Origin of the sequence: Kitasatospora sp. NPDC015120 (assembly GCF_043080305.1) — a bacterium.
GTDB lineage: Bacteria > Actinomycetota > Actinomycetes > Streptomycetales > Streptomycetaceae > Kitasatospora.
Window position 1 is genome coordinate 428,471 of record NZ_JBIBVJ010000005.1, and the last position, 26,237, is coordinate 454,707.

Genomic DNA, 26,237 nt, shown 5'->3' on the forward strand with positions numbered 1-26,237 from the left:
GTCCGGTTTCGTCGTCGATGTCCTGATAATTCAGATTCCGTCCACGGGGTCGGACCGGCCCAAAGCACCTTTCGCGCAAGGGAAAGGAGCGTCGGGGCGGCTGTCAGACCACGGTTTGATAACAACCCGAATGCTCCGGCGGCCCGTAACACAACCGTGTTCTACGCGCGTTACGGTGGCGTCCGACCACGCTAAATCGGTTGCGTGTGAGAAGGAGAAACTCCCTTGCGCCGTTCCACTAAGCTCGCCGCGGTTGTGCTCTCGGGTTCCCTGGGCATCGCCTCGCTCGCCGCTTGCGGCGCAAAGAGCAACGACACCACCGCCTCCTCCGGCTCCTCCGAGGGCGGCCTGAAGGTCGGCATGGCCTACGACATCGGCGGCCGTGGCGACCAGTCCTTCAACGACTCCGCCGCCCGCGGCCTCGACGAGGCCAAGAGCAAGCTGGGTGTCGCCGTCACCGAGGCCGACGCCAAGACCGGTGAGGCGGAGGCCGACAAGGAGACCCGCCTCAAGAACCTGGTCTCCGCGGGTTACAACCCGATCATCGCGGTCGGGTTCGTCTACCAGCCGGCGGTCAACAAGATCGCCAAGGAGAACCCGAACGTCAAGTTCGCGATCATCGACTCCACCGACGCCGAGCAGCCCTCGAACGTCACCTCGCTGCTCTTCGCCGAGCAGGAGGGCTCCTACCTGGCCGGTGTCGCCGCCGCCAACAAGTCGAAGTCCAAGCACGTCGGCTTCATCGGCGGTGTGCAGTCCGAGCTGATCAAGAAGTTCGAGGCCGGCTACCGCGCGGGCGTCAAGTCCGTCGACCCGCAGATGCCGGTCGAGGTCACCTACCTGACCACCCCGCCGGACTTCACCGGCTTCGCCGCCCCCGACAAGGGCAAGGAGGCCGCGCAGGGCCAGCTCGACAAGGGCGCGGACGTCATCTACACGGCCGCCGGCTCCTCCGGCAACGGCGCCATCGAGGCCGTCGCCAACAAGCAGGGCGCCCTGGCCATCGGCGTCGACTCCGACCAGGCCGCCCAGCCGGCCCTGGCGAAGTACAAGAACAGCATCATGACCTCGATGGTCAAGAACGTCGACAAGGCGGTCTTCGCCTACATCGAGTCGGTCAAGAACGGCCAGCCCTTCACCGGTGTGAAGAACTTCGACCTCAAGGTCGACGGTGTCTCGCTCGCCACCACCGGCGGCAAGATCGACGACATCAAGGGCAAGCTCGACGAGGCCGCCAACACCATCAAGAGCGGCCAGACCACCATCCCGACCGACCCGTCGAAGCTGTAAGGCTCCCGGGCTCGACGGACGTCATTGCCGCTGCCGCCTGCCCGGCGACGCCATGATGGACGCAACTCAGGGAGGGGCCCGGAAGGGTGCGCTCAGTGCGTACCCCCGGGCCCCGTCCCGTCTCTCCCCCCTTCCCGCTTTGGCCCTCCAGCGCAACGACGCGCCTCCAGACCACCAGGAGACCGCCATCACCGCATCCGACCCCGCCCCGACGACGGGCGGTAACCCCAGCGCGGGGACGGCGACACCGGCCGTCGAACTGCGCGGCATCACCAAGCGCTTCCCCGGCGTCGTGGCCAACCGCGACATCAACCTCACCGTCCGCACCGGCACCGTGCACGCCCTCATGGGCGAGAACGGCGCCGGGAAGTCGACGCTGATGAAGATCCTCTACGGCATGCAGAAGCCGGACGAGGGCACCATCGCGATCAACGGCGACCTGTGCGAGTTCAACACCCCGGGCGACGCCATCGCGCGCGGCATCGGCATGGTGCACCAGCACTTCATGCTCGCCGACAACCTCACCGTCCTGGAGAACGTCGTCCTCGGCGGCGAGCACCTGTACGGCATCGGGGCCAGGGCCAAGGAGAAGATCGCGCAGATCTCCGAGCAGTACGGCCTGGGCGTGCGCCCGGACGCGCTGGTCGAGGACCTCGGAGTCGCCGACCGCCAGCGCGTCGAGATCCTCAAGGTGCTCTACCGCGGCGCCAAGATCCTCATCCTCGACGAGCCCACGGCCGTGCTCGTCCCGCAGGAGGTCGACGCCCTGTTCGACAACCTGCGGGAGCTGAAGTCCGAGGGCGTCACCGTCATCTTCATCTCGCACAAGCTGCACGAGGTGCTCTCGGTGGCCGACGCGATCAGCGTCATCCGCCGCGGCACCACCGTCGGCGACGCCGACCCGAAGCAGGTCACCGCCCCCCGGCTCGCCGAGCTGATGGTCGGCACCGAGCTGCCCTCCCCGGAGAGCCGCGAGTCGACCGTCACCACCACCGAGATGCTGCGCGTGGACGGCCTGCGGATCGCCAAGACCGACGCCGAGGGCATCGAGCGCGTCGTCCTGGACGACATCTCGCTGCGCATCCACAAGGGCGAGATCCTCGGCATCGCCGGTGTCGAGGGCAACGGCCAGGCCGAACTGGTCGAGGCCATCATGGGCATGCTCCCGCTGGACGCCGGCAGCGTCACGCTGGACGGCAAGGACCTCTCCGGCACCCTCACCCGGGCCCGCCGCGAGGCCGGCATCGGCTACATCCCCGAGGACCGTCACCGGCACGGCCTGCTGCTGGAGGCCCCGCTCTGGGAGAACCGGATCCTCGGGCACGTCACCGAGCGCCCCAACTCCAGGGGCGTGCTGCTCGACCCGGCCGCCGCCCGCAGGGACACCCAGCGGATCGTCGAGGAGTACGACGTCCGCACCCCCGGCATCGAGGTCACCGCGGCCTCCCTCTCCGGCGGCAACCAGCAGAAGCTGATCATCGGCCGCGAGATGAGCCACGACCCCAAGCTGCTGATCGCCGCCCACCCCACCCGCGGCGTGGACGTCGGTGCCCAGGCACAGATCTGGGAGCACATCAGGACCGCCCAGCGGGCCGGCCTCGCCGTGCTGCTGATCTCGGCCGACCTGGACGAGCTGATCGGCCTCTCCGACACCATCCGGGTGATCTACCGCGGCCGGCTGGTCGCCGACGCCGACCCGGAGACCGTGACCGCCGAGGACCTCGGCACCGCGATGACCGGCGCCGCCAGCGGCCACATCGAGTCCGAGCCGGAGGCGGTCGCCCGGGCGCAGGCCCTCGCGGCCGAGGGCACCGAGGCCGCGCCGTCCGACACCCCCACCGACACCGCCGACGACCAGCAGGCGGGGGAGTAGCCACATGACCAGTCCCAAGCCCGCTCCCGCCGCGCCCGCGGCCGCCGCCAAGGGCGGCCTGGCGCAGCGGTTCAGCGGCGAGAAGATCGTGCTCGCCCTCGCGGCGCCGGTGCTCGCCGTCGTGCTGTCCGTCGTCATCTGCTCGCTGCTGCTGGCGACCTCCGGCAAGAACCCGTTCGACGCCTGGAACGTGATGATCACGTACGGCACCAAGTCGGACGGCCAGGTGGCCATCCTCAACCGGTCCACCACCTACTACCTCGCCGCCGCGGCCGCCGCCTTCGGCTTCCGCATGAACCTCTTCAACATCGGTGTCGAGGGCCAGTACAAGCTCGCCGCGCTGTTCGCCGCGTTCGTCGGCAGCCGGCTGGACCTCCCGGCGGTCATCCAGATCCCGCTGCTGCTGCTGACCGCGATGCTGGTCGGCGGCATGTGGGCGGCCGTGGCCGGCCTGCTGAAGGTCTACCGCGGCGTCAGCGAGGTCATCTCGACCATCATGCTGAACTCGATCGCCACCGCGGTGGTCGGTCTGCTGCTCGTCCCCGGCATCTTCGCGCCGGAGAAGGGCACCACCAGCAACTCGATCCAGACCGACCCGATCTCGGAGTCCAGCCGGTTCTTCTCGATCGACACCGACGGCGGCCCGCTCTGGGGCTTCGTGGTCATCGCGATCGTGGTCGGCGTGGCCTTCCAGTTCACCCTGAACCGCACCCGCTTCGGCTTCGACCTGCGCGCCACCGGCCGCTCGGAGAGCGCGGCCACCGCGTCCGGCGTCAACGTCAAGCGCATGGTGGTCACCTCGATGGTGGTCTCCGGCGCGCTGGCCGGCCTCATCGGCCTGCCGGAGCTGATGCAGAATTCCTACTACTTCGGCCAGAGCTTCCAGGCCGGCCTCGGCTTCCTGGGCATCTCGGTCGCCCTGCTCGGCCGCAACAGCCCGGTCGGCATGGTCTTCGCCGCCCTGCTCTTCGCCTTCCTCGACGCCACCGGCTCGCAGCTCCCGCTGCCGCAGAACGGTGAGTTCCCGTTCGAGATCGTCGACGTCATGAAGGGCACCATCGTCATCTGCGTCGTCGTCGCCTACGAGCTGGTGCGCCGCTACGGCCTGAAGCGCCAGCAGCAGAAGGTCGGCGCCGAGCTCGCCGCCCAGGCTGCCGCCGCGGCCGCCCAGAAGAAGGAGGTGTCGGCGTGAGTACGGCCACCGCTGTTCGCGCGAAGACGCCCGGCGGCGCGCCCGCCGGGAAGCGCAAGATGTCCTGGCCGGTGGTGCTGCTGCTGATCGCCGGCGCCCTCGTCCTGTTCTCCGCCGTCGGCATGATCACCGACAACCACGCGCTGACCTCCTCCGGTCAGATCACCGCGGCGCTGGGCGCGGCGGTCCCGATCGGCATGGCCGGTCTCGGCGGTCTCTGGTCCGAGCGGGCCGGTGTCGTCAACATCGGTCTCGAAGGCATGATGGTCGCCGGCACCTTCGCCGGGGCCTGGGGCGGCTACCTGGTCAACCCCTGGTTCGGCCTGCTGGCCGGCATGCTCGGCGGTGCGCTCGGCGGTCTGCTGCATGCGGTCATCACGGTGACCTTCGGCGTCGACCACATCGTCTCCGGCGTCGGCATCAACCTGCTGATCCCCGGCATCTGCGCGTACGTCAACCGGATCTACTACAAGGACTACATCGCCTTCGGCGCCGGTGCGAACCAGTCCCCGCCGGCCGATCCGCTGCCGTACCTGACCGTGCCCGGCCTGTCCTCCTGGCTGAAGGACATCGAGTCCCACCACTGGTTCCTGGTCTCCGACGTCGCCGGCGTGCTCGGCGGTCTGGTCACCAACCTGTCGGTCGTCGTCATCCTGGCCGGTGTGCTGATCGTCGCCAGCTACTTCGCGCTCTGGCGGACCGTCTTCGGCCTGCGGCTGCGCTCCTGCGGCGAGAACCCGACGGCCGCCGAGTCGCTGGGCGTCAACGTCTACAAGTACAAGTACCTGGCGGTCATCGCCTCGGGCGCCTTCGCGGGCCTCGGCGGCGCGTACCTCTCGCTGGTCGCCGCGCACTTCTACAAGGACGGCCAGACCCTGGGCCGGGGCTTCATCGGCCTCGCCGCGATGATCTTCGGCAACTGGATGCCGGGCGGCCTCGCCGTCGGCGCCGGCCTGTTCGGCTTCACCGACAGCCTCCAGCTGCGTGACCCGGAGTCGGTCCACGTGCTGATCCTGGTGGTCGCCATCGCGATGGTGCTGCTGGCGGCGTGGCAGGCGTACCGCCGCAAGCCGACGCCGGCGCTGATCTCCGTGGTGGTCTCCGGCGGCCTGTTCGCCTGGTACTTCACCACCGACGAGGTGCAGCGTCCGCTGATCGTCGCCACGCCGTACGTGATCACCCTGGTGGTGCTCTCGCTGGCCTCGCAGCGGCTGCGGCCGCCGAAGGCCGACGGCCAGATCTACCGCAAGGGGCAGGGCAAGTGACGGCCCCCGCCGAGGCGGTGGACTGGGCCGCGCTGCGGACGGCGGCGCGCGAGGCGATGACTCACGCGTACGCGCCGTACAGCAGGTTCCCGGTCGGTGCCGCCGCGCTGGTGGACGACGGGCGGGTGGTCACCGGGTGCAACGTGGAGAACGCCTCGTACGGGCTCGGGCTGTGCGCCGAGTGCGGCCTGGTCTCCGCGCTGCACGCGAGCGGCGGCGGCCGGCTGACCGCGTTCACCTGTGTGGACGGCGCCGGGGCGTTGCTGATGCCGTGCGGCCGGTGCCGCCAGCTGCTGTACGAGCACGGCGGCCCCGATCTGCTGATCGAGCTGCCGTCCGGCGTGCGTCCGATGAGTGACGTGCTGCCTGACGCGTTCGGGCCCGAGCGGCTCTAGCACTCGCGTTTGTTACGCGCGTAGAGTGTCGCGAGCGGGGGGTTTCCGCCCCCGCTTCGCGACACTCTTCGCTTTTCCGAAACCCATCCGGGAGCAATGGAGCAACCATGGACGCCATCTCCGTCATCAGGACCAAGCGCGACCGCGGAGAGCTGAGCGACGCTCAGATCGACTGGGTCATCGACGCCTACACCCGCGGCGAGGTCGCCGACGAGCAGATGTCCGCCCTGGCCATGGCCATCCTGCTGAACGGCATGAACCCGCACGAGATCAGCCGCTGGACGGACGCCATGATCCGCTCCGGCGTCCGGATGGACTTCTCCTCGCTGGCGCAGCCCACCAGCGACAAGCACTCCACCGGCGGTGTCGGCGACAAGATCACCCTGCCGCTCGCCCCGCTGGTCGCCGCCTGCGGCGCGGCCGTCCCGCAGCTGTCCGGCCGCGGCCTCGGCCACACCGGCGGCACCCTCGACAAGCTGGAGTCCATCCCCGGCTGGCGCGCCCTGCTCTCCAACGAGGAGATGCTGCAGGTGCTCCGGGACACCGGCGCGGTCATCTGCGCGGCCGGCGACGGCCTCGCCCCGGCCGACAAGAAGCTCTACGCGCTGCGCGACGTCACCGGCACCGTCGAGGCGATCCCGCTGATCGCCTCCTCGATCATGTCCAAGAAGATCGCCGAGGGCACCGGCGCGCTCGTCCTCGACGTGAAGGTCGGCTCCGGCGCCTTCATGAAGAACATCGACGACGCCCGTGAGCTGGCCCGCACCATGGTCGGCCTCGGCACCTCGGCGGGCGTCAACACCGTTGCCCTGCTCACCGGCATGTCCACCCCGCTCGGCCGCACCGCCGGCAACGCGCTGGAGGTCCGCGAGTCGGTCGAGGTGCTGGCCGGCGGCGGCCCGGCCGACGTCGTCGAGCTCACCCTCGCGCTGGCCCGCGAGATGCTGGCCGCCGCGGGCGTGCACGGCAAGGACCCGGCCGACGCGCTGCGCGACGGCTCCGCGATGGACCACTGGCGCCGCATGATCGCCGCCCAGGGCGGCGACGTCGACGCCCCGCTGCCGGTCGCCCGCGAGCAGCACGTCGTTCCCGCCCCCGCCTCCGGCGTCCTCACCACCCTCGACGCCTACGCGGTGGGCGTCTGCGCCTGGCGCCTCGGCGCCGGCCGCGCCCGCAAGGAGGACCCGGTGCAGGCCGGCGCGGGCGTCGAGATGCACGCCAAGCCCGGCGACACCGTGGTGGCGGGCCAGCCCCTGCTGACCCTGCACACCGACACCCCCGAGCGTTTCGACTACGCGATCGAGGCGCTCGCCGGCGGCATCGAGGTCGCCCCGGCGGGCACGGCGTTCACCCCGGCCCCGATCGTCCTGGACCGCATCGCCTGACGGCTTGCGGGGGTCTGCTCACGTACGCCGGCTCAGGCGTACGTGAGCAGCCCGCCGGTGTCGATCGTCCACGGGCCGACGGCGACGGTGTCACCGAAGGCGAACTCCTTGCGGGAGGTGTAGCCGGGCTCGCTGTGAACGATGCCGGTACCCGTGCGGGGGTCGATGATCAGATAGAACGGGATGCCCATCGTCGAGTAGTCGTGGACCTTGTCCCGGTAGTCGTTCTCGGGGTTGGACTTGGAGACGATCTCCACGACGAGCAGCACCTCGTGCGGGAGGACCGCCGACTGCTCGCCCTCCAAGGTGGACTCGGGGAAGACCATCAGATCCGGGTTGCGCAGCCGGCCGAGCCCGGCGTCCTCCAGGTCCGCGCCGTGATAGGCGATGTGGCCCGGGTGCGTGGCCGGCAATTGGGCGTTGAGCTGCCGGGCGATGCGGAGTACGGCGAGTTCGTGGCGCTTCACGGGCGACATCATCATGACGATCTCGCCGTCGGCGATCTCGATCTTCCCTATCCCGGGGATCTGCGGCAGCTGACTGGCGATCTCGCGCAACCGGTCGTACACGGCAGGATCGACGCTCATGTTCCGGAGTCTAGCGACGGCGGCCGACAGTCGGGCGTCAGGCATCCGCCGGCCCGCGATCGTCCGCGCGTCGCTTGATCTCCCGCACGTCCAGTCCGGCCTCGTCGGCGAGCGATCGAAGGAACTCCTCGCCGTTCCGGAACACCTCGCCGCGTTCTCCCCGGCGGAGGGCCCGGTCGGTCTCGGCCTCCTCGCGCTGCCGGGCCGGACTCCAGAACCATCTCTGGTCCTCCGGAGCCGCGGAGGCCGACCCCTGATCCTCCACGGGGGGAAGCTACCGCGCGGAGAGCCTGCCCGGCAGGCGGTCGGCCCGACGGGTGGTGTGGGCCCGGCGGGTGGCGTAGAGGGTGACGGCGGCGGCCAGGGCCATGGCGGTGAGGCCGAGGGCGGCGGCACCGGGCCAGCCGGTGGCGTGGTAGGCGTCGGCGCCGAGGGTGCCGCCGAGGCTGTTGCCCAGGTAGTAGGCGATCAGGTAGAGCGCGGAGGCCTGGGCGCGGCCCTCGGTGGCGGTGCGGCCGACGGCCGAGGAGGCGGTGGCGTGGCCGGCGAAGAAGCCGGCGGTGATCAGCACCAGTCCGAGCAGGGCGAGGACCAGGGAGTCGGCGAGGGAGAGCAGCAGCCCGAGGGCGGTGGTGCCGATCGCGACGTACAGGGCGCCCCGGCGGCCGAGCCGGGCGGCCAGCCGGCCCGCGGCGGCGGAGGTGCCGGTGCCGACCAGGTACACCACGAAGATCGAGGCGGCGACCGACTCCGGCAGGTGGAAGGGCGCGGCGATCAGCCGGTAGCCGACGGTGTTGTAGACCGCGCCGAACACGGCCATGAACAGCAGCCCCAGCGCGTACAGCCGCAGCAGCAGCGGGTTGCGCAGGTGCCGGCCGACGGTGCGGGCGAGGGCGCGGGCGTCCACCGGGGCGGGGGTGAAGTGCCGGGCGGCGGGGATCAGCAGCCGGAACGCGAGGGTGGCGAGCAGGGCGAGGGCGGCGGAGGCGGCGAGCCCCCAGCGCCAGCCGAGGCCCGCCGCGACCCAGCCGGAGAGCAGCCGTCCGCCCATGCCGCCGATGCTGTTGCCCGCCACGTACAGGCCCATCGCGGAGGCCAGCGCGGAGGGGTGGACCTCCTCGGCGAGGTAGGCCATCGCGGTGGCGGGGAGCCCGGCGAGCACGGCGCCCTGGAGGACCCGGAGCACGACCAGGGTGGTGAGGTCCGGCGCGAACGGCAGGGCGAGCGCGAGGGCGGCGGCGCCGAGGGTGGAGGCCGTCATCACGGCGGTGCGGCCGTACCGGTCGGAGAGCGCGCTCGCGGGGAGCAGGGCGAGGGCGAGGCCGAGGGTGGCGGCGGAGGCCGTCCAGCTGGCCTGGCCGGGGGTGAGGCCGAGGTCGTCGGAGAGGACCGGCAGCAGGCCCTGGGTGGAGTAGAGGAGGACGAAGGTCGCGATGCCGGCCGCGAACAGGGCGAGGTTGGCGCGGCGGAAGGAGCGCTGCCCGGGGCGGTGGCGGTCGTCGCGGTGCGGCATCGGCTGGGTGAGGGCGTCCGGCGTGGGCGCGGACGCCCTGGTACTGGAGGGCTGCATGACGTCGACGTTAGAACCGCCCGGCTGATGCGTCCAATGCATCAACCGTCCATAATCCATGCGTGAACGTATGAGCCGAGCGTGCGGCGGTGACAGGAGGGCAGGATGGAGGCCGGTGCGGAGCCGGGCCGGCTCGCGGAGCTGGGGCCGGAGCTTCCCGCGGTGCAACTCGCGCCGTTGCTGGCGCAGTTCGCCGCGGTGGCCCGGCTGGAGCACGTGACGCAGGCGGCGGCGCTGCTGGCGATGCCGCAGCCGACGCTGTCCCGGGCGGTGGCCCGGCTGGAGGCGGAGCTGGGGGTCGACCTGCTCGCGCGTCAGGGCCGGACGGTCCGGCTGACCCGGGCCGGCCGGCTGCTGCTGGCCTCGGTGGAACGGGCGCTGGCCGAGATCGAGCGCGGCGCCGAGGCGGCGCGCGCGGAGGCCGACCCGGAGACCGGCCGGGTGGCGTTCGGCTTCCTGCACACCATGGGGACGGACGCGGTGCCGGCCCTGCTGCGGGACTTCCGGGCGGCGTACCCGCTGGTGCGGTTCCAGCTGGTGCAGGACTACGTGGGCGCGATGCTGGACCGGCTGCGCGCGGGGGAGCTGGACCTGTGCCTGGTCGCGCCGGTCCCGGACGACGACCCGGCGCTGGCCGCCCGCCGGCTGGACGAGCAGCGGCTGCACCTGGTCGTCCCGGCGGACCACCGGCTGGCCGGGCGCCGCCGGATCCGGCTGGCGGAGGTGGCGGAGGAGCCGTTCGTCGGGCTGGAGCCCGGCTACGGGATGCGGGCGATCACGGACGGCTTCTGCGCGGAGGCCGGGTTCGTGCCGCGGATCGCGTTCGAGGGGGAGGAGACGGAGACGCTGCGCGGGCTGGTGGCGGCGGGGCTGGGGGTGGCGCTGCTGCCGCCGGCGCTGGTGCCGCGGCCGGGGGTGGTCGAGCTGGAGGTGACGGCCCCGCGCACCCGGCGGGCGATCGGGCTGGCGTGGGCGGCGGGGCGGCCGCTGACCCCTCCGGCGGCGGCGTTCCGGGACTTCGTGCTGTCGCGGCGGGGGCGGCTGCTGGCGCACGACTGACGGCCGGGGGCGGGGGAGCCGCCGGGGAACGTCGGCGCGCGGGCGGGGGCGGCCCGGGGGGGTGATGGGCGGAGAGGTTGCCCGGATCATCCCTTTGGTGGAATTCCCGGTGGACATTGGACGATTCGCCCTGCGGGCGGTGGCCTGTCTACGCGCGTAGGAGCTACACTCCCGCAATGGAGAAGCAGATCCCCGTCACCACCGCGGGCACCGGCCCCCGGATCCCCACCCCCGACCAGATCGCCCGCGCGCCGAAGGTGCTCCTGCACGACCACCTCGACGGCGGCCTGCGCCCCGAGACCGTGGTCGAGCTGGCCGCGGCCGTCGGCTACGAGGGCCTCCCCACCACCGACCCCGAGGAGCTCGGCGACTGGTTCCGCGAGGCCGCCGACTCCGGCTCGCTGGTCCGCTACCTGGAGACCTTCGCCCACACCTGCGCCGTCATGCAGACCCGCGAGGCCCTGATCAAGGTCGCCGCCGACTGTGCCGAGGACCTCGCCGCCGACGGCGTCGTCTACGCCGAGGTCCGCTACGCCCCCGAGCAGCACCTGGAGCGCGGCCTGACCCTGGACGAGGTCGTCGAGGCCGTCCAGGAGGGCTTCCGGCTCGGCGAGGCCAACGCCCGCGCCGCCGGCCGCCGGATCCGGATCGGCACCCTGATCACCGCGATGCGGCACGCCGCGCGCTCGTCCGAGATCGCCGAGCTGGCCAACCGTCACCGCGACGCCGGTGTGGTCGGCTTCGACATCGCCGGTGCCGAGGCGGGCTTCCCGCCCACCCGCCACCAGGCCGCCTTCGACTACCTCAAGGGCGAGAACAACCACTTCACCATCCACGCGGGCGAGGCCTTCGGCCTGCCGTCGATCTGGGAGGCGCTGCAGTGCTGCGGCGCCGACCGCCTCGGCCACGGCGTGCGGATCGTCGACGACATCACGGTCGAGGACGACGGCACCGTCAAGCTGGGCCGCCTGGCCGCGTACGTGCGCGACAAGCGCATCCCGCTGGAGATGTGCCCGACCTCCAACCTGCAGACCGGTGCGGCCACTTCGTATGCCGAGCACCCGATCGGGCTGCTCAGCCGGCTGAAGTTCCGGGTCACCGTGAACACCGACAACCGGCTGATGAGCGGCACCAGCATGAGCCGCGAGTTCGCGCACCTGGTCGAGGCCTTCGGCTACACGCTGGGGGACCTGGAGTGGTTCACCGTGAACGCGATGAAGTCGGCCTTCCTCCCGTTCGACGAGCGGCTCGCGATGATCAACGACGTGATCAAGCCGGGCTACGCCGAGCTCAAGGCCGAGTGGCTGTTCAGCGCCGGCGGCTGAGCGCGGCCGTTCCGGTCGGGGTCGGATGAACGCCACGTGCCGCCAAGGGAGTTGGCGTTCATCCGACTTCTCGCTCGGGCGGGTGAATCGCGTTGAATCCCGCCCGATTCCCTCACTACGGTGTGCGCGTCACTGCTGACAGGCCGTGGCGGCGGGCCCCGTCGCGTCGGCCGCGCGTGTCGGCCACCGGACGAGGATCCAAGGGGAACCACATGAAGCAGGCCACTCTCAAGGCCGCCGGCACCGCCGCGCTCGGCCTCGCGATCGCCGCGGTCGGCGCCGGCGGCGCGTCCGCCGCTCCGGCCGCCGCCGCCGGGGGGCTGGGGCTTCCGACCAGCCTGCTGACCAACCCGGCCGCCACCAACGCCCTCACCGACGCCGCGGGCAAGCTGCCGGTTGCCGACAAGGTCAGCAGCACCCTCGGCAGCCTCGCCCCCACCGCGGGCCAGCCGGCCGCCCCGCTCGCCGGCGTCACCAGCAACCGGGCCGCCCTGCCGAACGTGCCGGGCCTGGACAAGACCCCGCTCGGCGGGCTCACCCAGACCCTCCCGCTGCCGGGCCTCACCGGCTGACCGGCCCGCCGCCCGCGGCAGGTCCGCAGCACGGCCGGAGGGGCCGCCCGCTCCCGCAGGGGGAGGGGCGGCCCCTTCGGCGGCTTTGCGGCGCCTGCCGACGTGGTCCGGCGTCACGGCTCCTGGGGCAGCAGCAGCCAGAGCGCCAGGTAGATGAGGAACTGCGGGCCGGGCAGCAGGCAGGAGGCCAGGAAGATCACGCGCATGGTCCACGGCGTGAGCCCGAAGCGCTCGGCGAGCCCGGCGCAGACGCCGGCGATGACGCGGTTGTGGCGGGGGCGGGCGAGGCGGCTCATGGCGAACTCCGTTGCTGTGGTGAAGCCGTTGGCCGGTCCCTCCGGCTGGCGTACTTCCATGCTGCGCCGTCGCGCCGTCGAAAGCCTCAGCCCACAAGTCGATCCCGCCCCCGAGCCTGCTCCTGAGCAGGCATGACGGCTCTCAGGGTTCCGCTCAGGGTCGGCCCGGAGATTGCGGGGCCGGTGGAGTGGGAAGTCGGTGGGGCCGACTTTTCGTGTTGTGGGCGTTCGGTGTTCGGGGTGCCCGTGCCGGGAGGGGTGCGGAGGTGGCGGGGCGCTGGGGTGGCGGAGTGGGAAGTCGGCGGGGCCGACTTTTCGTGTTGTGGGGTGCCTCGTGTGGGTGGGGCCCGTGGCGTCGGCGGGCCCGACTTCCTGTTCTGCGGGGTGTCGCGTGCGGGGGAGGGTTGCCGGGGTCGGGGTGGCGGGGTCGTCGTGCGGGGCCTGTGGAGTGGGAAGTCGGTGGGGCCGACTTTTCGTGTTGTGGGGGCGTTCGGTGTTCGGGGTGCCCCGTGCCGGGAGGGGTGCGGAGGTGGCGGGGCGCTGGGGTGGCGGAGTGGGAAGTCGGCGGGTTCGACTTTCTGTTCTGCGGGGTGTCGGGTGCGGGGAGGGTTGCCGGGGTGGGGGTGGCGGGGTCGTCGTGTGGGGCCTGTGGAGTGGGAAGTCGGTGGGGCCGACTTTCTGTTCTGCGGGGTGCCCCGGGTGGGTCAGGGCACCAGGACCACCTTGCCGAGGTTGCGGCGCTGCTCGATGACGGCGTGGGCGTGGGCGGCAGCGGTGAGGGGGAGCTCGGCGTGGACGGCGGCGCGCAGGGTGCCGGCGGCGCGGCGGCGCCAGAGGTCGTCGCGCCAGCGGGCGTAGAGGTCGGGGCGGCCGGTGGCGATCGCGCGGATCTGGAAGCCGGTCACCGAGGCGCCGCGCAGGAGGAGCTCGTACGCCTCGACGGTGCCGCCGCCGGAGCCGTAGGCGACCAGTCGGCCGCCGGTGGCGAGGGCGCGCACGGCGCTCGGGAGGAGGTCGCCGCCGACGCCGTCGAGGATCGCGTCGTACGGGCCGCTCCGGTCGAGGTCCCGGTAGAGCACGACCTCGTCGGCGCCGAGGGAGCGGACGAAGCCGGCCTTGGCCCCGTTGCCGACAGCGGCGACGACACGGCCCGCGCCGCCGGCCCCGGCGTACTGGAGGGCGAGCGTGCCGACCCCGCTCGCGGCGGCCGTGACCAGGACGGACTCGCCGGGCCCGACGCGCGCCGCCTCGTGGGCGCCGCGCGCGACGAGGCCGCTGCGGACCAGGGCGACGGCCTCGACGGCGGTGGCGTCGTCCGGGACACGGGAGGCCATCGCGACGGGAAGCACGGCGTACTCGGCGTAGGCATCGGTGAAGCAGAGCCCGGTGACGCGGTCGCCGGTCGCGAAGCCGGTGGCGCCGGGGCCGGTGGCGACGACGCGGCCGGCGATCTCGCCGCCGAGGGGGAGGGGCTCACGGCTGTCGCGGAGCCTGCGGACGGTGGGCAGGGTGACGCCGATGGCCTGCACCCGGACGAGCAGCTCCCCGGCGCCGGCCTCGGGCACCGGTGCCTCCTCGGTGCGCAGCAGTTCGGGCGAGCCGTCGACCTCATGGCGGACGCGCAGCACAGGACCTCCCCGATCCGGTGGATCCATTGGACAGCCCAACGGTATGGCGGGAACCGTTGGGCTGTCCAATGGAAATCGGAGTAGGCTGGGCCCATGACCACGCCCCTCCAGCACATCCAGACCCTGCCGAGCTGGCTCACCGGCCGTGTCGCGGCGCGCGGCCGGGGCCTGGTCGCCGACGCGATCGCGGCGGAGGGGCTGAAGCTCCTCCAGCACGCCGTGCTCGCCGGTGTCGCCGAGTACGGGCCCGTGGCCCAGGCGGAGTTGGGGCGCCGCCTGGCCGTCGACCCCAAGGACATGGTCGGCGTGCTCAACCACCTCCAGCGGTCCGGCTACGTGCTGCGCGCGCCGGATCCGGTCGACCGGCGCAAGAACGCCGTCACCGTCACCGAGGAGGGCGTCGCCGTGCTCGCCCGCTGCGCGGAGCTGGCGGAGGCGGCCAACGCGGAGCTGCTGGCGCCGCTCAACCCCGATGAGCAGCGGCAGTTGATGACGCTGCTCGGGCGGCTGCACGAGGCGGGGGCGTAGCCGCTACGCGGTGGGACGGGGCGTGAACGGGACGGCCACGTCGGCGATGTGCTCGTGATCGGCGGCCGTCAGGTGGTTCGGGTAGTACACCTCGCGGTTGGACGCGCTTCGGGCGTGGCCGTGCTCGCCGAGCCAGGCGACGACGGCGTCGTGGACGGTCGCCATCGCGCCGAAGCCGGGGTGGGACCTGGTGAGTTCGGTGTACGCCTCGCGGTGGGCGGGCTCGATGCGGACGCCGATCGGGCCGGCCGGTTCGACGGTGGCGGCCGTCGGTGCGCAGACCTCGACCGGGCCGTCGGAGTCCTCGCTGACCACGCCGTGGTAGATCGCGAAGAGGGGGCCGGACGGGCACGCATCCGTGCTCCGCAGGTGGGCGAGGAGTTGTTCGCTCGCCTCGCCGAGGAAGGCGGGCAGCTCGGCGAGGGTGACGTGGCGCCGGGTGAACAGCACCTTCTGCTCGGGGACTTCGCGTTCGGCGATCTCGTACATGCTGGGGGTCCTTCCGGTGAGTACGGTGCGGGCGTAGCCCGCCGCCTCGCGGCGGGCGGTGTGCGCGCGTTCCTGCTCGCGCCAGTAGGCGTCGAGCAGGCGGGGCGCGTCGTCGCCGTCCGCGTCGAGTACGACCGCGATCCGGGCGAGCGGCATGCCGACGGCGCGCAACAGCGCGATCCGGCGGGCCCGTTCGACCTGGGCGCGGCCGTAGCGGCGGAACCCGGTGCGGGGGTCGACGTCGGCGGGTGGGAGCAGGCCGCGGTCGCCGTAGAGGCGCAGGGCTTTGGGGCTGAGCCGGGTGAGGGCGGCGAGCTCGCCGATGGTGATCAGGTCCTCGTGCACGGGGGCCACTCTGCTCCCTGTCCTTGGGGCAGGGGCAAGCGGCGATGTCGGCTGGATTGACTGGTGTGACATCTACCGGTCGGGGGGTTGTTCAGCCGTGGAATCACCGGCAATCTGGGCGCATGACCGAGATTCTTGACGCGACGGACTGGGCGATCCTGGCCGAGCTCCAGGAGGACGGGCGGATCGCTTTCACGGAGTTGGCGCGGCGGGTGAACCTGAGCGCGTCGGCGACGACGGAGCGGGTGCGGCGGCTGGAAGCGGCGGGAGTGATCACGGGGTACCGGGCCGAGGTGGACCTGGAGCGCACGGGGTATCCGGTGACGGCGGTCGTGCGGTTGAAGTACCCGGGGCCGGCGGTGCGGCACGAGCCGCTGCGGCGGTTGCTGGAGGAGCGGTCGGAGATCCTGGAGTGTCTGCGGACCACGGGGGACGACTGCTATGCGCTGAAGATCGCGACCACGTCGCTGGGGCATCTGGAGGAGATCGTCGACGAGTTGGCGCAGTTGGGGAACACCACGACCCATCTGGTCCTGAGCCGCCCCCTCGCACCCCGCGGCCCCGCAGTACCCCGGCCGGGGGCAGCAGGGTAGGAGTAGCAACACTGCTCCTGTTTGTGTGGTGACGGCGGCTGGGGCGGCAGCCGCCGTAACGTTCAGCAGTTGTGCTCGTTCTCCTCGTTGCCGTGGACCTTGAGCGCGGTGATGACACCGGTGATGACGGTGGCGACGGCGAGGGCGAGGAGGATGGCGAAGGCCGCGCCGATGAAGAAGTTCACGAGGTCCTGAGCCCCTCGCGGAGGAGGGCAAGCAGGTTGAGCAGGGTGGCGACGGAGGTGTCGCCGAAGGAGACGAGGAGCCGGCCGTCGATGGTCGAGCCGTTGACGGCGGCGGATCCCCATTGGATGCCGAACGGCTTTCCGCGCTCGTGGAGTTCACGGAGCAGGGCAGTGACCTCGGGCTCGGTGTAGGTGCGCAGGATCCTGTCGTGGGGTTCGAGCGGGGCGTTCACGCGGTGGCCTCCAGCTCGAACCAGACCACCTTGCCGTGCTTCGCGGGCTCGGCGCCGAAGCGGTCGGTGAGGGCCTGGACGAGGTGGAGCCCCCGGCCGGTGACAGCGTAGGGGTCGGTGCAGGTGCGCAGTTCGGGCAGGTCCGGGCTGTCGTCGCAGACCGAGACCCGCAGGGTGCGGGGGCAGAGGGCGGCGATGACATGGGGCGCCTGGGTCCCCGCGTGCTTCCAGGCATTCACGAACAGTTCGTGGAGGGCGAGTTCGGCGTCGTGGATGGTGTCCGGGTGCCAGCCTGCGGTGGCGAGGAGGGTGCGCAGCTCGTGGCGGACGACGAACCAGTCGGGCGGGGTGGGGGCACGCATGGGGGACCTCCGTGAGGTGGGGAGGAGAGACTCACCGACGGAGGGCCGAAGCCTGATTGACGCTCCGTCGCGTGATCGGTGCAACACCGAGAGTAGGGTGCAAAGTTAAAACGTTGCAACTGGTGCGCCAAGGTTGACCCGTGTGGGTGATGCTTGGTCGGTGGCATCGGGTCAGACCGATGCGGAACACTCGGGGAGAGGGAAGGAACGCTGTGGGGCTCAGGGGAGAGATCAGCCAGCGGCAGCGCCGCTTCGGTGAGGAGTTGCAGCGCCTGCGGTTGGCGGCGGGATTGTCGGCACCTGAAGCCGGTGCACTCGTGGGGATGAAGAGTCCGGCCGTGAGCCATACGGAGGCGGGTCGAACGGGCCTCAACCAGGAACGGTTGGGGATCTGGCTCGATGCCTACGGCTGCGAGGATCCGGTCTATCGGGCCAAGCTCGCGGACATGGGGCGGCGAACGGGCAAGGGGTGGTGGTCGGAGTTCGCCGACCGAGTGCCGGATCTGGCGCTCGACCTGGCCGAGACCGAGGACAGTGCGGCTCTGATCGACAACTACGAGACGTTCTACGTGCCCGGTCTCCTACAGGTGCGCGCCTATGCCGAAGCGATCTACGAAGACGCTCATCGCGATCGCAAGCTGGACGTGGAAGCCGAGATCGACTTCCGGATCAACCGGCAGCGGATCCTGACCGACCTTCCGCGACGGGAGTTCCGTTTCGTGATTCACGAAACGGCCCTGCGCCTGCGCTTCCCCGGCGACGCCGTGATGAGAGCGCAGCTGGCGCACCTGCTTGAGGTGTCCGAGCTGCCCAACGTGACCATCCAGGTTCTACCGTTCACAGCACTGAAGAAGCCGCCGCACACGGGCCAATTCCTGCTGCTGGACCCAGGGGCGGCGGACCTCTCCACCATTGTTGTGGATCACCCAAGCCACACCGAGTATCTTGGCGACCGGCACTCGATCGAGACGTACCGCAGGACGTTCAACAAGCTGTGCGATCTTGCGCTGTCCCCGATCGACACCGGCCAGTCGTCCCTCGCGCTCTCGTCGTCGCGCGACTCGTGGGGGCTCATCCGACACCTTCTCTACCTGCTCCAGACGTGAAGGGCACCCGATGCCAGAACTGCGTTGGCAGAAGTCATCGTTCAGCGGATCAAACGCGGGCGGTAGCTGTGTTGAACTTGCCACGGGCGCAGCGGGCCTTCGTCATCTGCGGGAGTCGGATGACCCGGAGAGCGTTCTGGACATCGACGTAGCGAAGCTCGGTTCTTTCCTGCTGGCCGTCAAGGCCGGCGAGCTCGACCATTTCTCCTGATCAGCCCAGCTCCGGAGGATCCCCACCGATGAACGCCAACGCCTGGCGTATCCGGCTCATCGTTCGCACCACCCAGGTCGGCGTCATCGGCGGGGCGCTCTGGGGCGCCCTGGTCGCGCTCGTCGCCTTCCGCTACACCTCGGTACCCCTCGGGGCCATGGTGGGCCTGCTCTTCGGGACCTTCGTCTCCATACCCACCGGCTCCCTGCTCTCCGCCCTCCCCAAACGGCTCGCCTTCCACCGCTGCGCCGCCCCCACCCTCGGCGCCGTCCTCACCGCCTCCGCCGGCTACCTCGTGCTCGCCCGCATCCTCCGTGAGCCCCACGCCCTCCTCCACCTCGGCGTCGCGCTCCTCTTCCTCCTCTCCACCACCCTCACCGCCGCCGCCTTCTTCCTCGCCGTCCGCAGCCTCCGCCGGACCGCCTGACAACGCGCAGTGGCCGGGCGCGGACAACCGCCCGCGCCCGGCCGCCCCACCGGTCACCCCGTGACGTCCCCGACCACGTGCTCGGGCCCGTCCAGCCACACGCACTGCCTCCCGTCCGGCTGCACGGTGAGCCCGAACCGGGTCAGTTCGGGCCGCCCCTGCTCCACCCACCACTCACGGGCCTCGCAGATCTCCCCCCAGAGCCGCCTGGGCCCCACCTGCGTCACCGCGTCCCCGGCTTCCCATCTCCGGTAGCGGGCCGACGCCCACGAGCCGTCCCCGTCCGACAGCTCGATCCGGTACGTGCCCCCTGGGTCGGCGCGGTCCCAGCGGTGGGCGGGCCGCACACCCGGCACACGGAGCCCGATGGCAAAGGCGGCGTGGACGTTCTCCTCGGCCAGATCCGGATCCATCGGGGAGGCGCCGGCCTTCGCCCTGCCGGAGCCCGGTGCCGTCACCCCGTGCGGTCGTTGAGCGCGCATCCACATGAAGGCGGCGTTCTCGACGAACCGCCCGTGCGCATCCCTCCCCGCCCCTTCGGCAACGAGGCGCAACAGTCCTGCATTGGCGTACGGCGTCCCCCAGGGCGTCACGACGACCCCGCCCGGCGCCGTCTGCTCGATCCACGCCTTCGGTACCGTCCGGACGGCCGCCGTCGAGTGGATGCGGTCGTACGGCGCCCCGGGGCGCCAGCCGCCGAGTCCGTCCCCGACCGCCCGACGCGGATCCAGGCGCGCGGCCTCCAGCCGCCGGGCTGCCCCGGCCGCGACCACCGGGTCGATCTCGATCGTGGTGACCTGCTCGCCGCCGAGCCGGGCGGCGAGCAGGGCGCTCGTCCATCCGGTTCCGGTGCCCACGTCGAGCACGGTGTGCCCGTCCTCGACGGCCAACTCCCTCAGCATGGTCGCGACCAGTGACGGCATCGACCCCGAAGAGGTCGGCACCCCCGGGCCGCCGCTCGCCCCGTCGTCGAGCTGTGTAACGACAGAGTCGTCGGCATTCGCCGCATCCCACCAGACATCCGGCTCCCGGCTCCGCTCGACCCGCCGGTATCCGGACGGCTCGCCGTCGTCAGGAATCCAGAGGGTGTCCGGCAGGAAGGTGTGGCGCGGAGCACGTTCGAAGGCGCCCCGCCACTCTGCGTCCAGTTCCGCGATCACCTTCGCGTACCCGTTCACGCGTGCCTACTTCTTCTTCTCGTCCGGTCCCGGCGGCGGGACCGGACGCGTCCACCGGCCGTCCGACTCCTTCGGGGACTGCTGCTGGTCGCCGGACTTCCCGTCCTGGCCGTCACCGTGCTTGCCCATCCCGGAAACTCCTCTCGTCGGAATCCTCGCGGAGCACGCTAGAAGCGCGTGCGCGGTCCGTTCAAGAGGATTCCCGTAGCCGACTAAAGATCTCTCCGGAATTCGGCGGCGACCGCGGAAAGGAAGTCCCCGGCTTCCGATCCGAAAATCGCCATGTCCTCATACATGCCGAAGATGGCGAGATGCTCGGCGATGTCCCGGGAATCGCGGAAGACCACCCTGCCGGTGAAGGTCTCCACGGTCGCCAGGTGGGTGCCGTAGACCGTGAAGGTGTTCATCGGGCCCCGGCCGGTCACCACGCCGCTCGGGACGACCCCGAGTCTGACGTTCGGCAACCGGGAGATCGCCGCCAGGTGCTCGACCTGCACCGACATCGCCATCGGCGGGACCACCGACCACCGCACGGCCTGCTCCGTGAGCAGGAACGTGAACGACTTCGACGTGTCGTACAGCACCGCCTGCCGCTCAAGCTTCCGCGCCACGACCGGCGCGACGTCGCCGGGCGAGTGCGCGAGACCGGCCCGGACGTAGTCGGGGGTGGCAAGCAGTCCCGTGACCATGGCGGGCAGGAAATAGCGGAACTCGGATGCCGACGCTTCGAGTGCGGCCAGTTCCGCCTGTCGTTTCTCCAGTCCCCGGCGCAGGGAGGCGCGGACGCCCTGCCATTCGGTGTTCGCGATTCTGGCGAGGGACATGATGTCCTCGGCCAGTTCGGCGGGAACCCCGAGTGCGCGGAGGATGGCCTCGACCTCGGTGAGCCGGGGCGCCTTCCGCCCGGTCTCGATCTTGCTGATCGTGCTCTGGGAGAGGCCGCAACGCCGAGCGAGCCGGTCTCCGCTGAGACCGGCTCGCTTCCGGAGGTCGCGGAGCAGCCGGGCCAGATCGGCCTTCGACCGGTCCAACTGTTCAGGGGCGAAGGTCACTCACCCATGGTCCTTCACGTACTCCGGGAAGGGAACGGACTCGGCGACCGCCAGCCGCTTCCAGGCGACGTACGGGGCGGGATCGCCGTCGTGGATCCGGCGGTTGATCTGGGTGCCGTCGGCGCGGTAGTTCATCAGCACCACGCGGCGGTTGTCGAACAGCCAGAAGTCCTGCTCGGGCAGGCCCGGGTTCGGGCGGTCGCTGAGGTCGAGGATCCGGACGTCCTCCCCGGCCTCGACGTTGTGGTGGTAGTGCGCGAACTCATAGCGCAGGTAGTCCGTCAGCGGACGGGTGAGCACGTGGACCCGGCCGACGCGTCGGCCCGTCTCCCGGTACCCGCGCACTCGTGCCTTCCATACGGCGGTGGCCCCGGTATCGAGCGGTTCGCCGGCGAGGAAGCGGCGAATCCCCTCCTGCTCCTGCGGCATCGTGTAAACGGGACGGGTCTCCAGCCGCCAGGCATCGTGCTCCATCGCGTCGAAGTACGCCCGCCAGTCGTCACCATCCAAGAACACGGAACGCCTCCCGCAGGGTCTCCTCGGGGATTTCGACGAGCGACTCCCCGTCGGGTGCGCGGAATCCGGTGAACGTGTTGCCCTGAACTACGAACGAGCCCCGATCGGTCGCGTAGACGTTGGGGCAGTCGTCCGCGCCGCACTCGCCCGACCCTTCCCCGTTCCCGCTGCGGGTGAGGCGGGTCAGTCCCGGCTTTCCGGCCATGGTGAACCCCCTTGTGAGTGCCCTTGGTTGAACAAGCCGGGGGTAACGCTACGCAGCGCGATCGGGTGGTCGCCATCCGGAGGGGAGGCTATTCCCGTTCTCGCCTAAAGATCTTGGCGGAGCAGGAAGTCGGGCCCGCCGACTTCCTGCTCCACTGCCTGCTGTTGCTTCGTGAGCGGGCCTCCGGGCGGCGCTCCGGGCGCCGCCCGGACCGGGATCAGCCCTGCTGCGGCGGAGCCTGCGGGGCCGGGGCCGGGGCCTGGGCGTGGGCGTGGGGCGCCGGCGGGTACGGGGCGGCCGGCGGGTACTGGGCGTTGGGCTGGTACTGGGCGTTGGGCTGGTACGGCGCGTTGGGCTGGTACGGCGCGGCCGCCGGGGCCGGCGGCGCGGCCGGGGCGGCCGGCGTCTCGGGGCGCGAGACCAGCGCCTTCACCGCGTTGGCTATCAGCGCCACCGGCAGGATGAACGCCTTGAAGAACAGCGTGTACGTGCCGCCCTCGAAGACGAAGGCCAGGTAGTACGCGTAGCCGGTGAAGCCCAGACCGGCCAGCACGTTGAGGATGCGCCAGCCGATCTTCAGCCCACCGAGGTTGACGGCGCCGATGACCAGCAGCGCGATACCGCTGACGGCGAGCAGCACGACGTACCAGGAGAAGAGCGGTTCGGCGTCGAAGTCGAGATTCACGAGGTGTTCCTGTTGTTCCGTGGGACGGGCGGACGCGCGGGGGCGGGCCACCGGGGACGAGTGCGCACAGTACTGGAGCCCGCTGACATCCGTCCTCACGATTTCGTCACGGTGTCATCGCCGAATCCGTCCGGCGAACCTCCTTCCCACCCCTTGAAAAGCGCTCAGGAAGCGTCCGCGCGTTCGGATATGATGCGGCCGTCGCTGGTGGTTGGGGGGCGAAGCAGCGACCCGGGTGAGAGTCCCGGAGCGGTCCCCCACCTCGGCGAACCGCCTGCTGCCGGGTTCGTCGGGTTCGCCCGCCTTCCTTCCGTGAGGTCTCCCTTGCGTACTCAGCACCGCAGATCCCTCGCCCTCGCCGCCGCCGCCACCTTGGTCTCGGGCGTGGCCCTGGCCGCGGCCGCCCCGGGCGCGGCCGCGCTGCCGCGCTCCGGCGGCGCCACCGGGACGGTGCGGCAGGGCCAGGGCACTCCGGGCCCGGCGCTCGGCCCCCAGAACCAGCGCGGCCCGGTGACGGCCGCCCTCACCGGCTTCCCCGCCGGCTTCACCGCCGGCGGTCCGGCCGCCGAGTTCACCGCCACCCTGCGCAACTCCGCCGACCACGCCGTCGACGTCACCACCGGCTTCACCGTCGCCGCCGTCGACTCCGGCGTCCGCGAGACCCAGCTCAAGCTGGAGTACCAGGCCCCCGGCGGCGGCCCGTGGAAGCCCGCCGCGCTCAGCCCGGGCGCCGCCGTCGGCGCCACCTGGGAGCTCGACACCTTCGCCACCCGGCTGAGCCTGCCCGCCGGCGCCTCCGCGACGTACCGGCTGCGCCTCGCCGTCACCGCCGACGCGCCCGCCGGCCGGGCCACCGCCGGGTTCCGGGCGGTGGTCTCCGACCCGACCCTGCCGCCGGAGAGCCGGATCTCCGAGGCGAACACCCCGCACCAGGAGTTCACCACCGTGGCGGCCGGGCCCACCGGCGCGCCGACGACCGCGCCCGCGCCCGGTGTGCCCTACCTCGGCCTGGACGCGGTGCCCGGCTCCTTCACCGCCGGCGGCGAGGCCAGGCCGTTCCGGCTGACCCTCGCCAACCGCAGCGGCAGGGACGTCGCCTTCCTGCCCGAACTGACCCTCCGGGGCGCGGGCCTGCCCTCCGGGGCCGCCTCGCTGGACTTCCAGACCCCCGACGGCCAGTGGATCGCTGCCGCCGTCGACAACGGCCGCAGCGCATCCGGGGCGCTCACCCTGGTGCTGCGCGCACCGGACCGGGACGCCTCCCCGGTCCGGCTGGGCGACGGCGAGTCCCGCACGCTCAACGTGCGGCTGGGGTTCGGCCCGGACGTCCCGGCGGGCGTCGTGTCGGTGCAGTTCGCCGGGAGCAGCCTGCCCCTCGCCGGGGGCGGCGCGGGGGTGCCGGCCACCAGCTCGTCGGTCGACGTCACCGTGGCCGCCGCCGCGCCGGCCACGCCGACCGCCGCGACGAGCACGCCGCCCGCGGACGGCGGCGCCCCGACCGCCTCCGCCGAGCCGTCGGCCACCGCGCCGAGCGCCGTCGGCAGCGGCGGCCCGGCGGTCGGCCTCGCGGCGGTCACCCCGACGCCGGAGGCGGCCGACACGCCGGCGGCCGTCCCGGCGGCGCAGGCCACCCCGACGCCGACGGGCGAGCCCGCCGCCGCGCCGGTGCCCGCCGTCACCGTGACCGTGGCGGCCCCGGCGGCGCCCGCGGACCTCGCCTCCACCGGCGGCTCGTCGACCAACACCCCGATGGCGATCACCGGGGCCACCGCGATCGCGATGGGCATCGGCACGCTGGTGGTGGCCCATCGCCGGCAGAAGGCCCGCCCCGCCCTGGCCGTCCGGCCGCCCCGCCCGACCGCGGGCCCGGGGACGGCCCCGGGTGCGGGCCCGGCGGTGCGCCCCGGCCCGCGGCCGAACCCGGCTCCGGGACAGGGGCGCGGCCCGGTGGGCCCCGGCGGCACGGGGGCGAGCGGAGGGTGAGCGGTCGCGCTGTGCTGCGTGGCGGTTCGGGTGGCGGGGGCGGCAGTGTGCCGGGTGTCGTCCGGGAAGTCGGTTTCGGCGCAGCGGTGTTCGTCGATGAGCCGGGGTGTGGTGTCAGCGGGGTCGTGGAGCGTCCGGGTGCCTCGGCGGGCGTGGTCGGCGCGGGGGTGAGCGGGGGGTGACCGGTCACGAGGTGCTGCACGTGTTCTGCGGCCCGGACGGCGGCTACGGCAACGCGCTGGGCGTCGTCCGGGACGGCGCCGCCGTTCCCGGCGAGCGGGCCCGGCAGGCGGTCGCCCGGGAACTCGGCTTCAGCGAGACGGTGTTCGTCGACGACCCGGAGCGCGGCGTCATCGACATCTACACCCCCGGCCTGCGGCTGCCCTTCGCCGGCCACCCGTGCGTCGGGGCCGCCTGGCTGCTCGGCGTGGACCGTCTGGTCACCCCGGCGGGCGTGGTCGGTGTGCGGCGCGAGGGGGAGTTCACCCGGATCGCCGCCCCGGCCGCCTGGGCCCCGCCGCGCACGCTGCGCCGGTACCCGACACCTGCCGAGGTGGACGGCCTGGCGGTGCCGCCGCCGGGCGAGTGGATCTACGCCTGGGCCTGGCAGGACGAGGCGGCGGGCACCGTCCGCGCCCGGGCCTTCCCCGGCCGGGGCGACGGCATCGACGAGGACGAGGCCACCGGGGCGGCGGCGATCCTGCTGACCGCGGAACGGGGGCGCGGCCTGACGATCACCCAGGGGCGCGGCTCGCAGCTCGTCACGGGGATCGGGGCCGACGGCCTGGTCGAGGTCGGCGGCAGGGTCCGCCGCGCCGGCTGAGGTCCGCGGAGGAGCCGCTGCCCGGCAGGGTCCTCACCCGCGCCGGGGAGCCCCGGAGCGAAGTGGTCCGGGCCCTCACCGGGTCCGTCGGACCAAGGACCGAGGACCGACGACCGAGGACCGACGACCGAGGACCGACGACCGACGACCGAGGACCGACGACCGAGGACCGACGACCGGGCCTGTGGCGCGGTGGAGCACCGGTGCGCCGAGTGCGACCGATGTGCCTCCGGGCCGGGGGAGTTGCCGAACCCCGGGCCGGGCGCGGTCAGCCCCTGCCCGCAGTGCCCGTCGAGCCGAGGCTGAGCAGCGGCTCGGCCGCGGGCGGGGCCGGAGTCGCGGGCACGGCGGCCGGAGCCGACCGCACGGCCCGGGGTGCCGCGGCGTGGCGCAGGAGGAAGGAGCGGCCGGCGGGGACCACGGCGAGGTGGACGGCCGCGACGCCGGTGACGGCGAGCAGGATGTGGTCCACGTTGAGCACATGGCCCGGGGCCCAGGAGGAGAGGAACTCCAGCGCGGTGGCCAGCAGGGCCGAGGCGCCGGTGGTGCGCAGGAAGGACGGGAGCCAGCGGGTGGCCGGACGGCCCCCGGCGAGCGGGAGCAGGAGGCCGAGCGGGGAGAGCAGCAGCAGTTCGCCGAGCACCTGGCCCGCGTTGGAGGATCGGAGCGAGGCCAGCGGCGTCAGGTTGGCGTCGTCGACCCAGGCCACCGGCAACGGTCTCAGCACCATCCAGCCCACCAGTGCCAGGTGGACGGTGAGGCCGAGCAGTCCCACCACCCGCAGTGGACGCTGGGATCGCTGGACGGCCGTCGCCCGTCCGGTCTCGGTCCGCACGCCGGCCCGCTCCTCGCGTGGCCTGGTGCCATCTCGCTGCACGG

General features: G+C 72.3%; 32 protein-coding genes. 16 read left to right on the forward strand and 16 right to left on the reverse strand.

Annotated elements, in window-relative coordinates:
* Positions 1–225: 225 nt before the first annotated feature.
* The 6 genes from ACF1AK_RS16135 (at position 226) to ACF1AK_RS16160 (ending at position 7,400) form a co-directional block, all read left to right on the forward strand.
* Complete coding sequence (locus ACF1AK_RS16135) at positions 226–1,290, forward strand: BMP family protein (protein WP_391499379.1); 1,065 nt, start codon at positions 226–228, stop codon at positions 1,288–1,290.
* 346 nt (positions 1,291–1,636) lie between these two features.
* Positions 1,637–3,163 (forward strand): ABC transporter ATP-binding protein, encoded by a 1,527-nt coding sequence (locus ACF1AK_RS16140; protein WP_391499466.1) that lies wholly within the window; start codon positions 1,637–1,639, stop codon positions 3,161–3,163.
* A 4-nt stretch (positions 3,164–3,167) separates the two neighbouring features.
* Positions 3,168–4,355 carry an ABC transporter permease gene (locus ACF1AK_RS16145; protein WP_391499380.1) on the forward strand — a complete coding sequence of 396 codons (1,188 nt, stop codon included), beginning with the start codon at positions 3,168–3,170 and terminating at the stop codon, positions 4,353–4,355.
* Positions 4,352–5,620, forward strand: a complete 1,269-nt coding sequence (locus tag ACF1AK_RS16150; protein ID WP_391499381.1) for an ABC transporter permease — start codon at positions 4,352–4,354, stop codon at positions 5,618–5,620. The genes ACF1AK_RS16145 and ACF1AK_RS16150 overlap by 4 nt, the downstream gene beginning before the upstream one ends.
* Positions 5,617–6,015, forward strand: a complete 399-nt coding sequence (locus ACF1AK_RS16155) for a cytidine deaminase (RefSeq protein ID WP_391499382.1) — start codon at positions 5,617–5,619, stop codon at positions 6,013–6,015. Before ACF1AK_RS16150 ends, ACF1AK_RS16155 begins: the two co-directional genes overlap by 4 nt.
* A 107-nt stretch (positions 6,016–6,122) precedes the next feature.
* Positions 6,123–7,400 carry a thymidine phosphorylase gene (locus ACF1AK_RS16160; RefSeq protein ID WP_391499383.1) on the forward strand — a complete coding sequence of 426 codons (1,278 nt, stop codon included), beginning with the start codon at positions 6,123–6,125 and terminating at the stop codon, positions 7,398–7,400.
* A 32-nt stretch (positions 7,401–7,432) separates the two neighbouring features.
* Here the strand turns inward: ACF1AK_RS16160 and ACF1AK_RS16165 are convergent, their stop codons facing one another.
* From ACF1AK_RS16165 to ACF1AK_RS16175, 3 genes are read right to left on the reverse strand one after another with little or no spacing between them, the layout of a single operon-like run.
* Entirely contained in the window at positions 7,433–7,987 is a 555-nt protein-coding gene (locus ACF1AK_RS16165; protein ID WP_391499384.1) for a Uma2 family endonuclease, read from the reverse strand.
* Positions 7,988–8,024: 37 nt separating this feature from the next.
* A complete protein-coding gene (locus tag ACF1AK_RS16170) occupies positions 8,025–8,252 on the reverse strand; it encodes a hypothetical protein (RefSeq protein WP_391499385.1) in 228 nt (75 codons plus the stop codon).
* A gap of 9 nt (positions 8,253–8,261) precedes the next feature.
* The gene (locus ACF1AK_RS16175) at positions 8,262–9,557 is read right to left on the reverse strand and encodes an MFS transporter (protein ID WP_391499386.1); all 1,296 of its coding nucleotides are present in this window, start codon (positions 9,555–9,557) and stop codon (positions 8,262–8,264) included.
* A gap of 105 nt (positions 9,558–9,662) precedes the next feature.
* Here ACF1AK_RS16175 and ACF1AK_RS16180 point away from each other — a divergent pair, with 105 nt between their 5' ends.
* From ACF1AK_RS16180 to ACF1AK_RS16190, 3 genes are all read left to right on the forward strand, one after another.
* Positions 9,663–10,616, forward strand: a complete 954-nt coding sequence (locus ACF1AK_RS16180; RefSeq protein WP_391499387.1) for a LysR family transcriptional regulator — start codon at positions 9,663–9,665, stop codon at positions 10,614–10,616.
* A gap of 176 nt (positions 10,617–10,792) precedes the next feature.
* Positions 10,793–11,941: an adenosine deaminase gene (locus ACF1AK_RS16185; protein WP_391499388.1), complete on the forward strand. Its 1,149-nt coding sequence runs from the start codon at positions 10,793–10,795 to the stop codon at positions 11,939–11,941.
* 212 nt (positions 11,942–12,153) lie between these two features.
* Positions 12,154–12,513 carry a hypothetical protein gene (locus ACF1AK_RS16190; RefSeq protein WP_391499389.1) on the forward strand — a complete coding sequence of 120 codons (360 nt, stop codon included), beginning with the start codon at positions 12,154–12,156 and terminating at the stop codon, positions 12,511–12,513.
* Between the two features lie 113 nt (positions 12,514–12,626).
* Here the strand turns inward: ACF1AK_RS16190 and ACF1AK_RS16195 are convergent, their stop codons facing one another.
* Entirely contained in the window at positions 12,627–12,809 is a 183-nt protein-coding gene (locus ACF1AK_RS16195; RefSeq protein ID WP_350554659.1) for a PspC domain-containing protein, read from the reverse strand.
* A 704-nt stretch (positions 12,810–13,513) separates the two neighbouring features.
* Positions 13,514–14,437 carry a zinc-binding alcohol dehydrogenase family protein gene (locus tag ACF1AK_RS16200; protein ID WP_391499390.1) on the reverse strand — a complete coding sequence of 308 codons (924 nt, stop codon included), beginning with the start codon at positions 14,435–14,437 and terminating at the stop codon, positions 13,514–13,516.
* A 93-nt stretch (positions 14,438–14,530) separates the two neighbouring features.
* On the opposite strand from ACF1AK_RS16200, the gene ACF1AK_RS16205 reads away from it, so the two are divergent.
* Entirely contained in the window at positions 14,531–14,965 is a 435-nt protein-coding gene (locus ACF1AK_RS16205; protein ID WP_391499391.1) for a MarR family winged helix-turn-helix transcriptional regulator, read from the forward strand.
* A 3-nt stretch (positions 14,966–14,968) separates the two neighbouring features.
* Here ACF1AK_RS16205 and ACF1AK_RS16210 read toward each other — a convergent pair whose 3' ends face one another.
* A complete protein-coding gene (locus tag ACF1AK_RS16210; RefSeq protein WP_391499392.1) occupies positions 14,969–15,799 on the reverse strand; it encodes a MerR family transcriptional regulator in 831 nt (276 codons plus the stop codon).
* 122 nt (positions 15,800–15,921) lie between these two features.
* Between ACF1AK_RS16210 and ACF1AK_RS16215 the strand changes: the two genes are divergently transcribed.
* Complete coding sequence (locus ACF1AK_RS16215) at positions 15,922–16,392, forward strand: Lrp/AsnC family transcriptional regulator (RefSeq protein ID WP_391499393.1); 471 nt, start codon at positions 15,922–15,924, stop codon at positions 16,390–16,392.
* A gap of 62 nt (positions 16,393–16,454) precedes the next feature.
* Here ACF1AK_RS16215 and ACF1AK_RS16220 read toward each other — a convergent pair whose 3' ends face one another.
* From ACF1AK_RS16220 to ACF1AK_RS16230, 3 genes are read right to left on the reverse strand one after another with little or no spacing between them, the layout of a single operon-like run.
* Entirely contained in the window at positions 16,455–16,577 is a 123-nt protein-coding gene (locus tag ACF1AK_RS16220) for a hypothetical protein (RefSeq protein WP_391499394.1), read from the reverse strand.
* Positions 16,574–16,810: a hypothetical protein gene (locus tag ACF1AK_RS16225; RefSeq protein ID WP_391499395.1), complete on the reverse strand. Its 237-nt coding sequence runs from the start codon at positions 16,808–16,810 to the stop codon at positions 16,574–16,576. The genes ACF1AK_RS16220 and ACF1AK_RS16225 overlap by 4 nt, the downstream gene beginning before the upstream one ends.
* Entirely contained in the window at positions 16,807–17,172 is a 366-nt protein-coding gene (locus tag ACF1AK_RS16230; protein WP_391499396.1) for an ATP-binding protein, read from the reverse strand. Before ACF1AK_RS16230 ends, ACF1AK_RS16225 begins: the two co-directional genes overlap by 4 nt.
* A 212-nt stretch (positions 17,173–17,384) precedes the next feature.
* Between ACF1AK_RS16230 and ACF1AK_RS16235 the strand changes: the two genes are divergently transcribed.
* The 3 genes from ACF1AK_RS16235 to ACF1AK_RS16245 are packed head-to-tail and all read left to right on the forward strand — an operon-like array spanning position 17,385 to position 18,916.
* Positions 17,385–18,278 (forward strand): helix-turn-helix domain-containing protein, encoded by an 894-nt coding sequence (locus tag ACF1AK_RS16235; protein ID WP_391499397.1) that lies wholly within the window; start codon positions 17,385–17,387, stop codon positions 18,276–18,278.
* 10 nt (positions 18,279–18,288) lie between these two features.
* Complete coding sequence (locus tag ACF1AK_RS16240; RefSeq protein ID WP_391499398.1) at positions 18,289–18,489, forward strand: DUF397 domain-containing protein; 201 nt, start codon at positions 18,289–18,291, stop codon at positions 18,487–18,489.
* Between the two features lie 28 nt (positions 18,490–18,517).
* Positions 18,518–18,916, forward strand: a complete 399-nt coding sequence (locus ACF1AK_RS16245; protein ID WP_391499399.1) for a hypothetical protein — start codon at positions 18,518–18,520, stop codon at positions 18,914–18,916.
* Positions 18,917–18,969: 53 nt separating this feature from the next.
* On the opposite strand, the gene ACF1AK_RS16250 is transcribed toward ACF1AK_RS16245, so the two are convergent.
* The 6 genes from ACF1AK_RS16250 to ACF1AK_RS16275 form a co-directional block, all read right to left on the reverse strand.
* The gene (locus ACF1AK_RS16250) at positions 18,970–20,094 is read right to left on the reverse strand and encodes a methyltransferase domain-containing protein (protein WP_391499400.1); all 1,125 of its coding nucleotides are present in this window, start codon (positions 20,092–20,094) and stop codon (positions 18,970–18,972) included.
* A 6-nt stretch (positions 20,095–20,100) separates the two neighbouring features.
* The gene (locus ACF1AK_RS16255) at positions 20,101–20,223 is read right to left on the reverse strand and encodes a hypothetical protein (RefSeq protein ID WP_391499401.1); all 123 of its coding nucleotides are present in this window, start codon (positions 20,221–20,223) and stop codon (positions 20,101–20,103) included.
* Between the two features lie 83 nt (positions 20,224–20,306).
* A complete protein-coding gene (locus ACF1AK_RS16260; protein WP_391499402.1) occupies positions 20,307–21,146 on the reverse strand; it encodes a helix-turn-helix domain-containing protein in 840 nt (279 codons plus the stop codon).
* A complete protein-coding gene (locus ACF1AK_RS16265; protein WP_391499403.1) occupies positions 21,147–21,662 on the reverse strand; it encodes a DUF6879 family protein in 516 nt (171 codons plus the stop codon). It abuts the gene before it with no gap.
* Positions 21,646–21,867, reverse strand: a complete 222-nt coding sequence (locus ACF1AK_RS16270) for a hypothetical protein (RefSeq protein WP_391499404.1) — start codon at positions 21,865–21,867, stop codon at positions 21,646–21,648. The genes ACF1AK_RS16265 and ACF1AK_RS16270 overlap by 17 nt, the downstream gene beginning before the upstream one ends.
* Positions 21,868–22,084: 217 nt before the next feature.
* Positions 22,085–22,552 carry a hypothetical protein gene (locus tag ACF1AK_RS16275; protein WP_391499405.1) on the reverse strand — a complete coding sequence of 156 codons (468 nt, stop codon included), beginning with the start codon at positions 22,550–22,552 and terminating at the stop codon, positions 22,085–22,087.
* A 324-nt stretch (positions 22,553–22,876) separates the two neighbouring features.
* On the opposite strand from ACF1AK_RS16275, the gene ACF1AK_RS16280 reads away from it, so the two are divergent.
* Positions 22,877–24,535: a hypothetical protein gene (locus ACF1AK_RS16280; RefSeq protein ID WP_391499406.1), complete on the forward strand. Its 1,659-nt coding sequence runs from the start codon at positions 22,877–22,879 to the stop codon at positions 24,533–24,535.
* 178 nt (positions 24,536–24,713) lie between these two features.
* The gene (locus tag ACF1AK_RS16285) at positions 24,714–25,358 is read left to right on the forward strand and encodes a PhzF family phenazine biosynthesis protein (protein WP_391499407.1); all 645 of its coding nucleotides are present in this window, start codon (positions 24,714–24,716) and stop codon (positions 25,356–25,358) included.
* A gap of 268 nt (positions 25,359–25,626) precedes the next feature.
* On the opposite strand, the gene ACF1AK_RS16290 is transcribed toward ACF1AK_RS16285, so the two are convergent.
* Entirely contained in the window at positions 25,627–26,193 is a 567-nt protein-coding gene (locus ACF1AK_RS16290) for a VanZ family protein (protein WP_391499408.1), read from the reverse strand.
* Positions 26,194–26,237 lie beyond the last annotated feature (44 nt).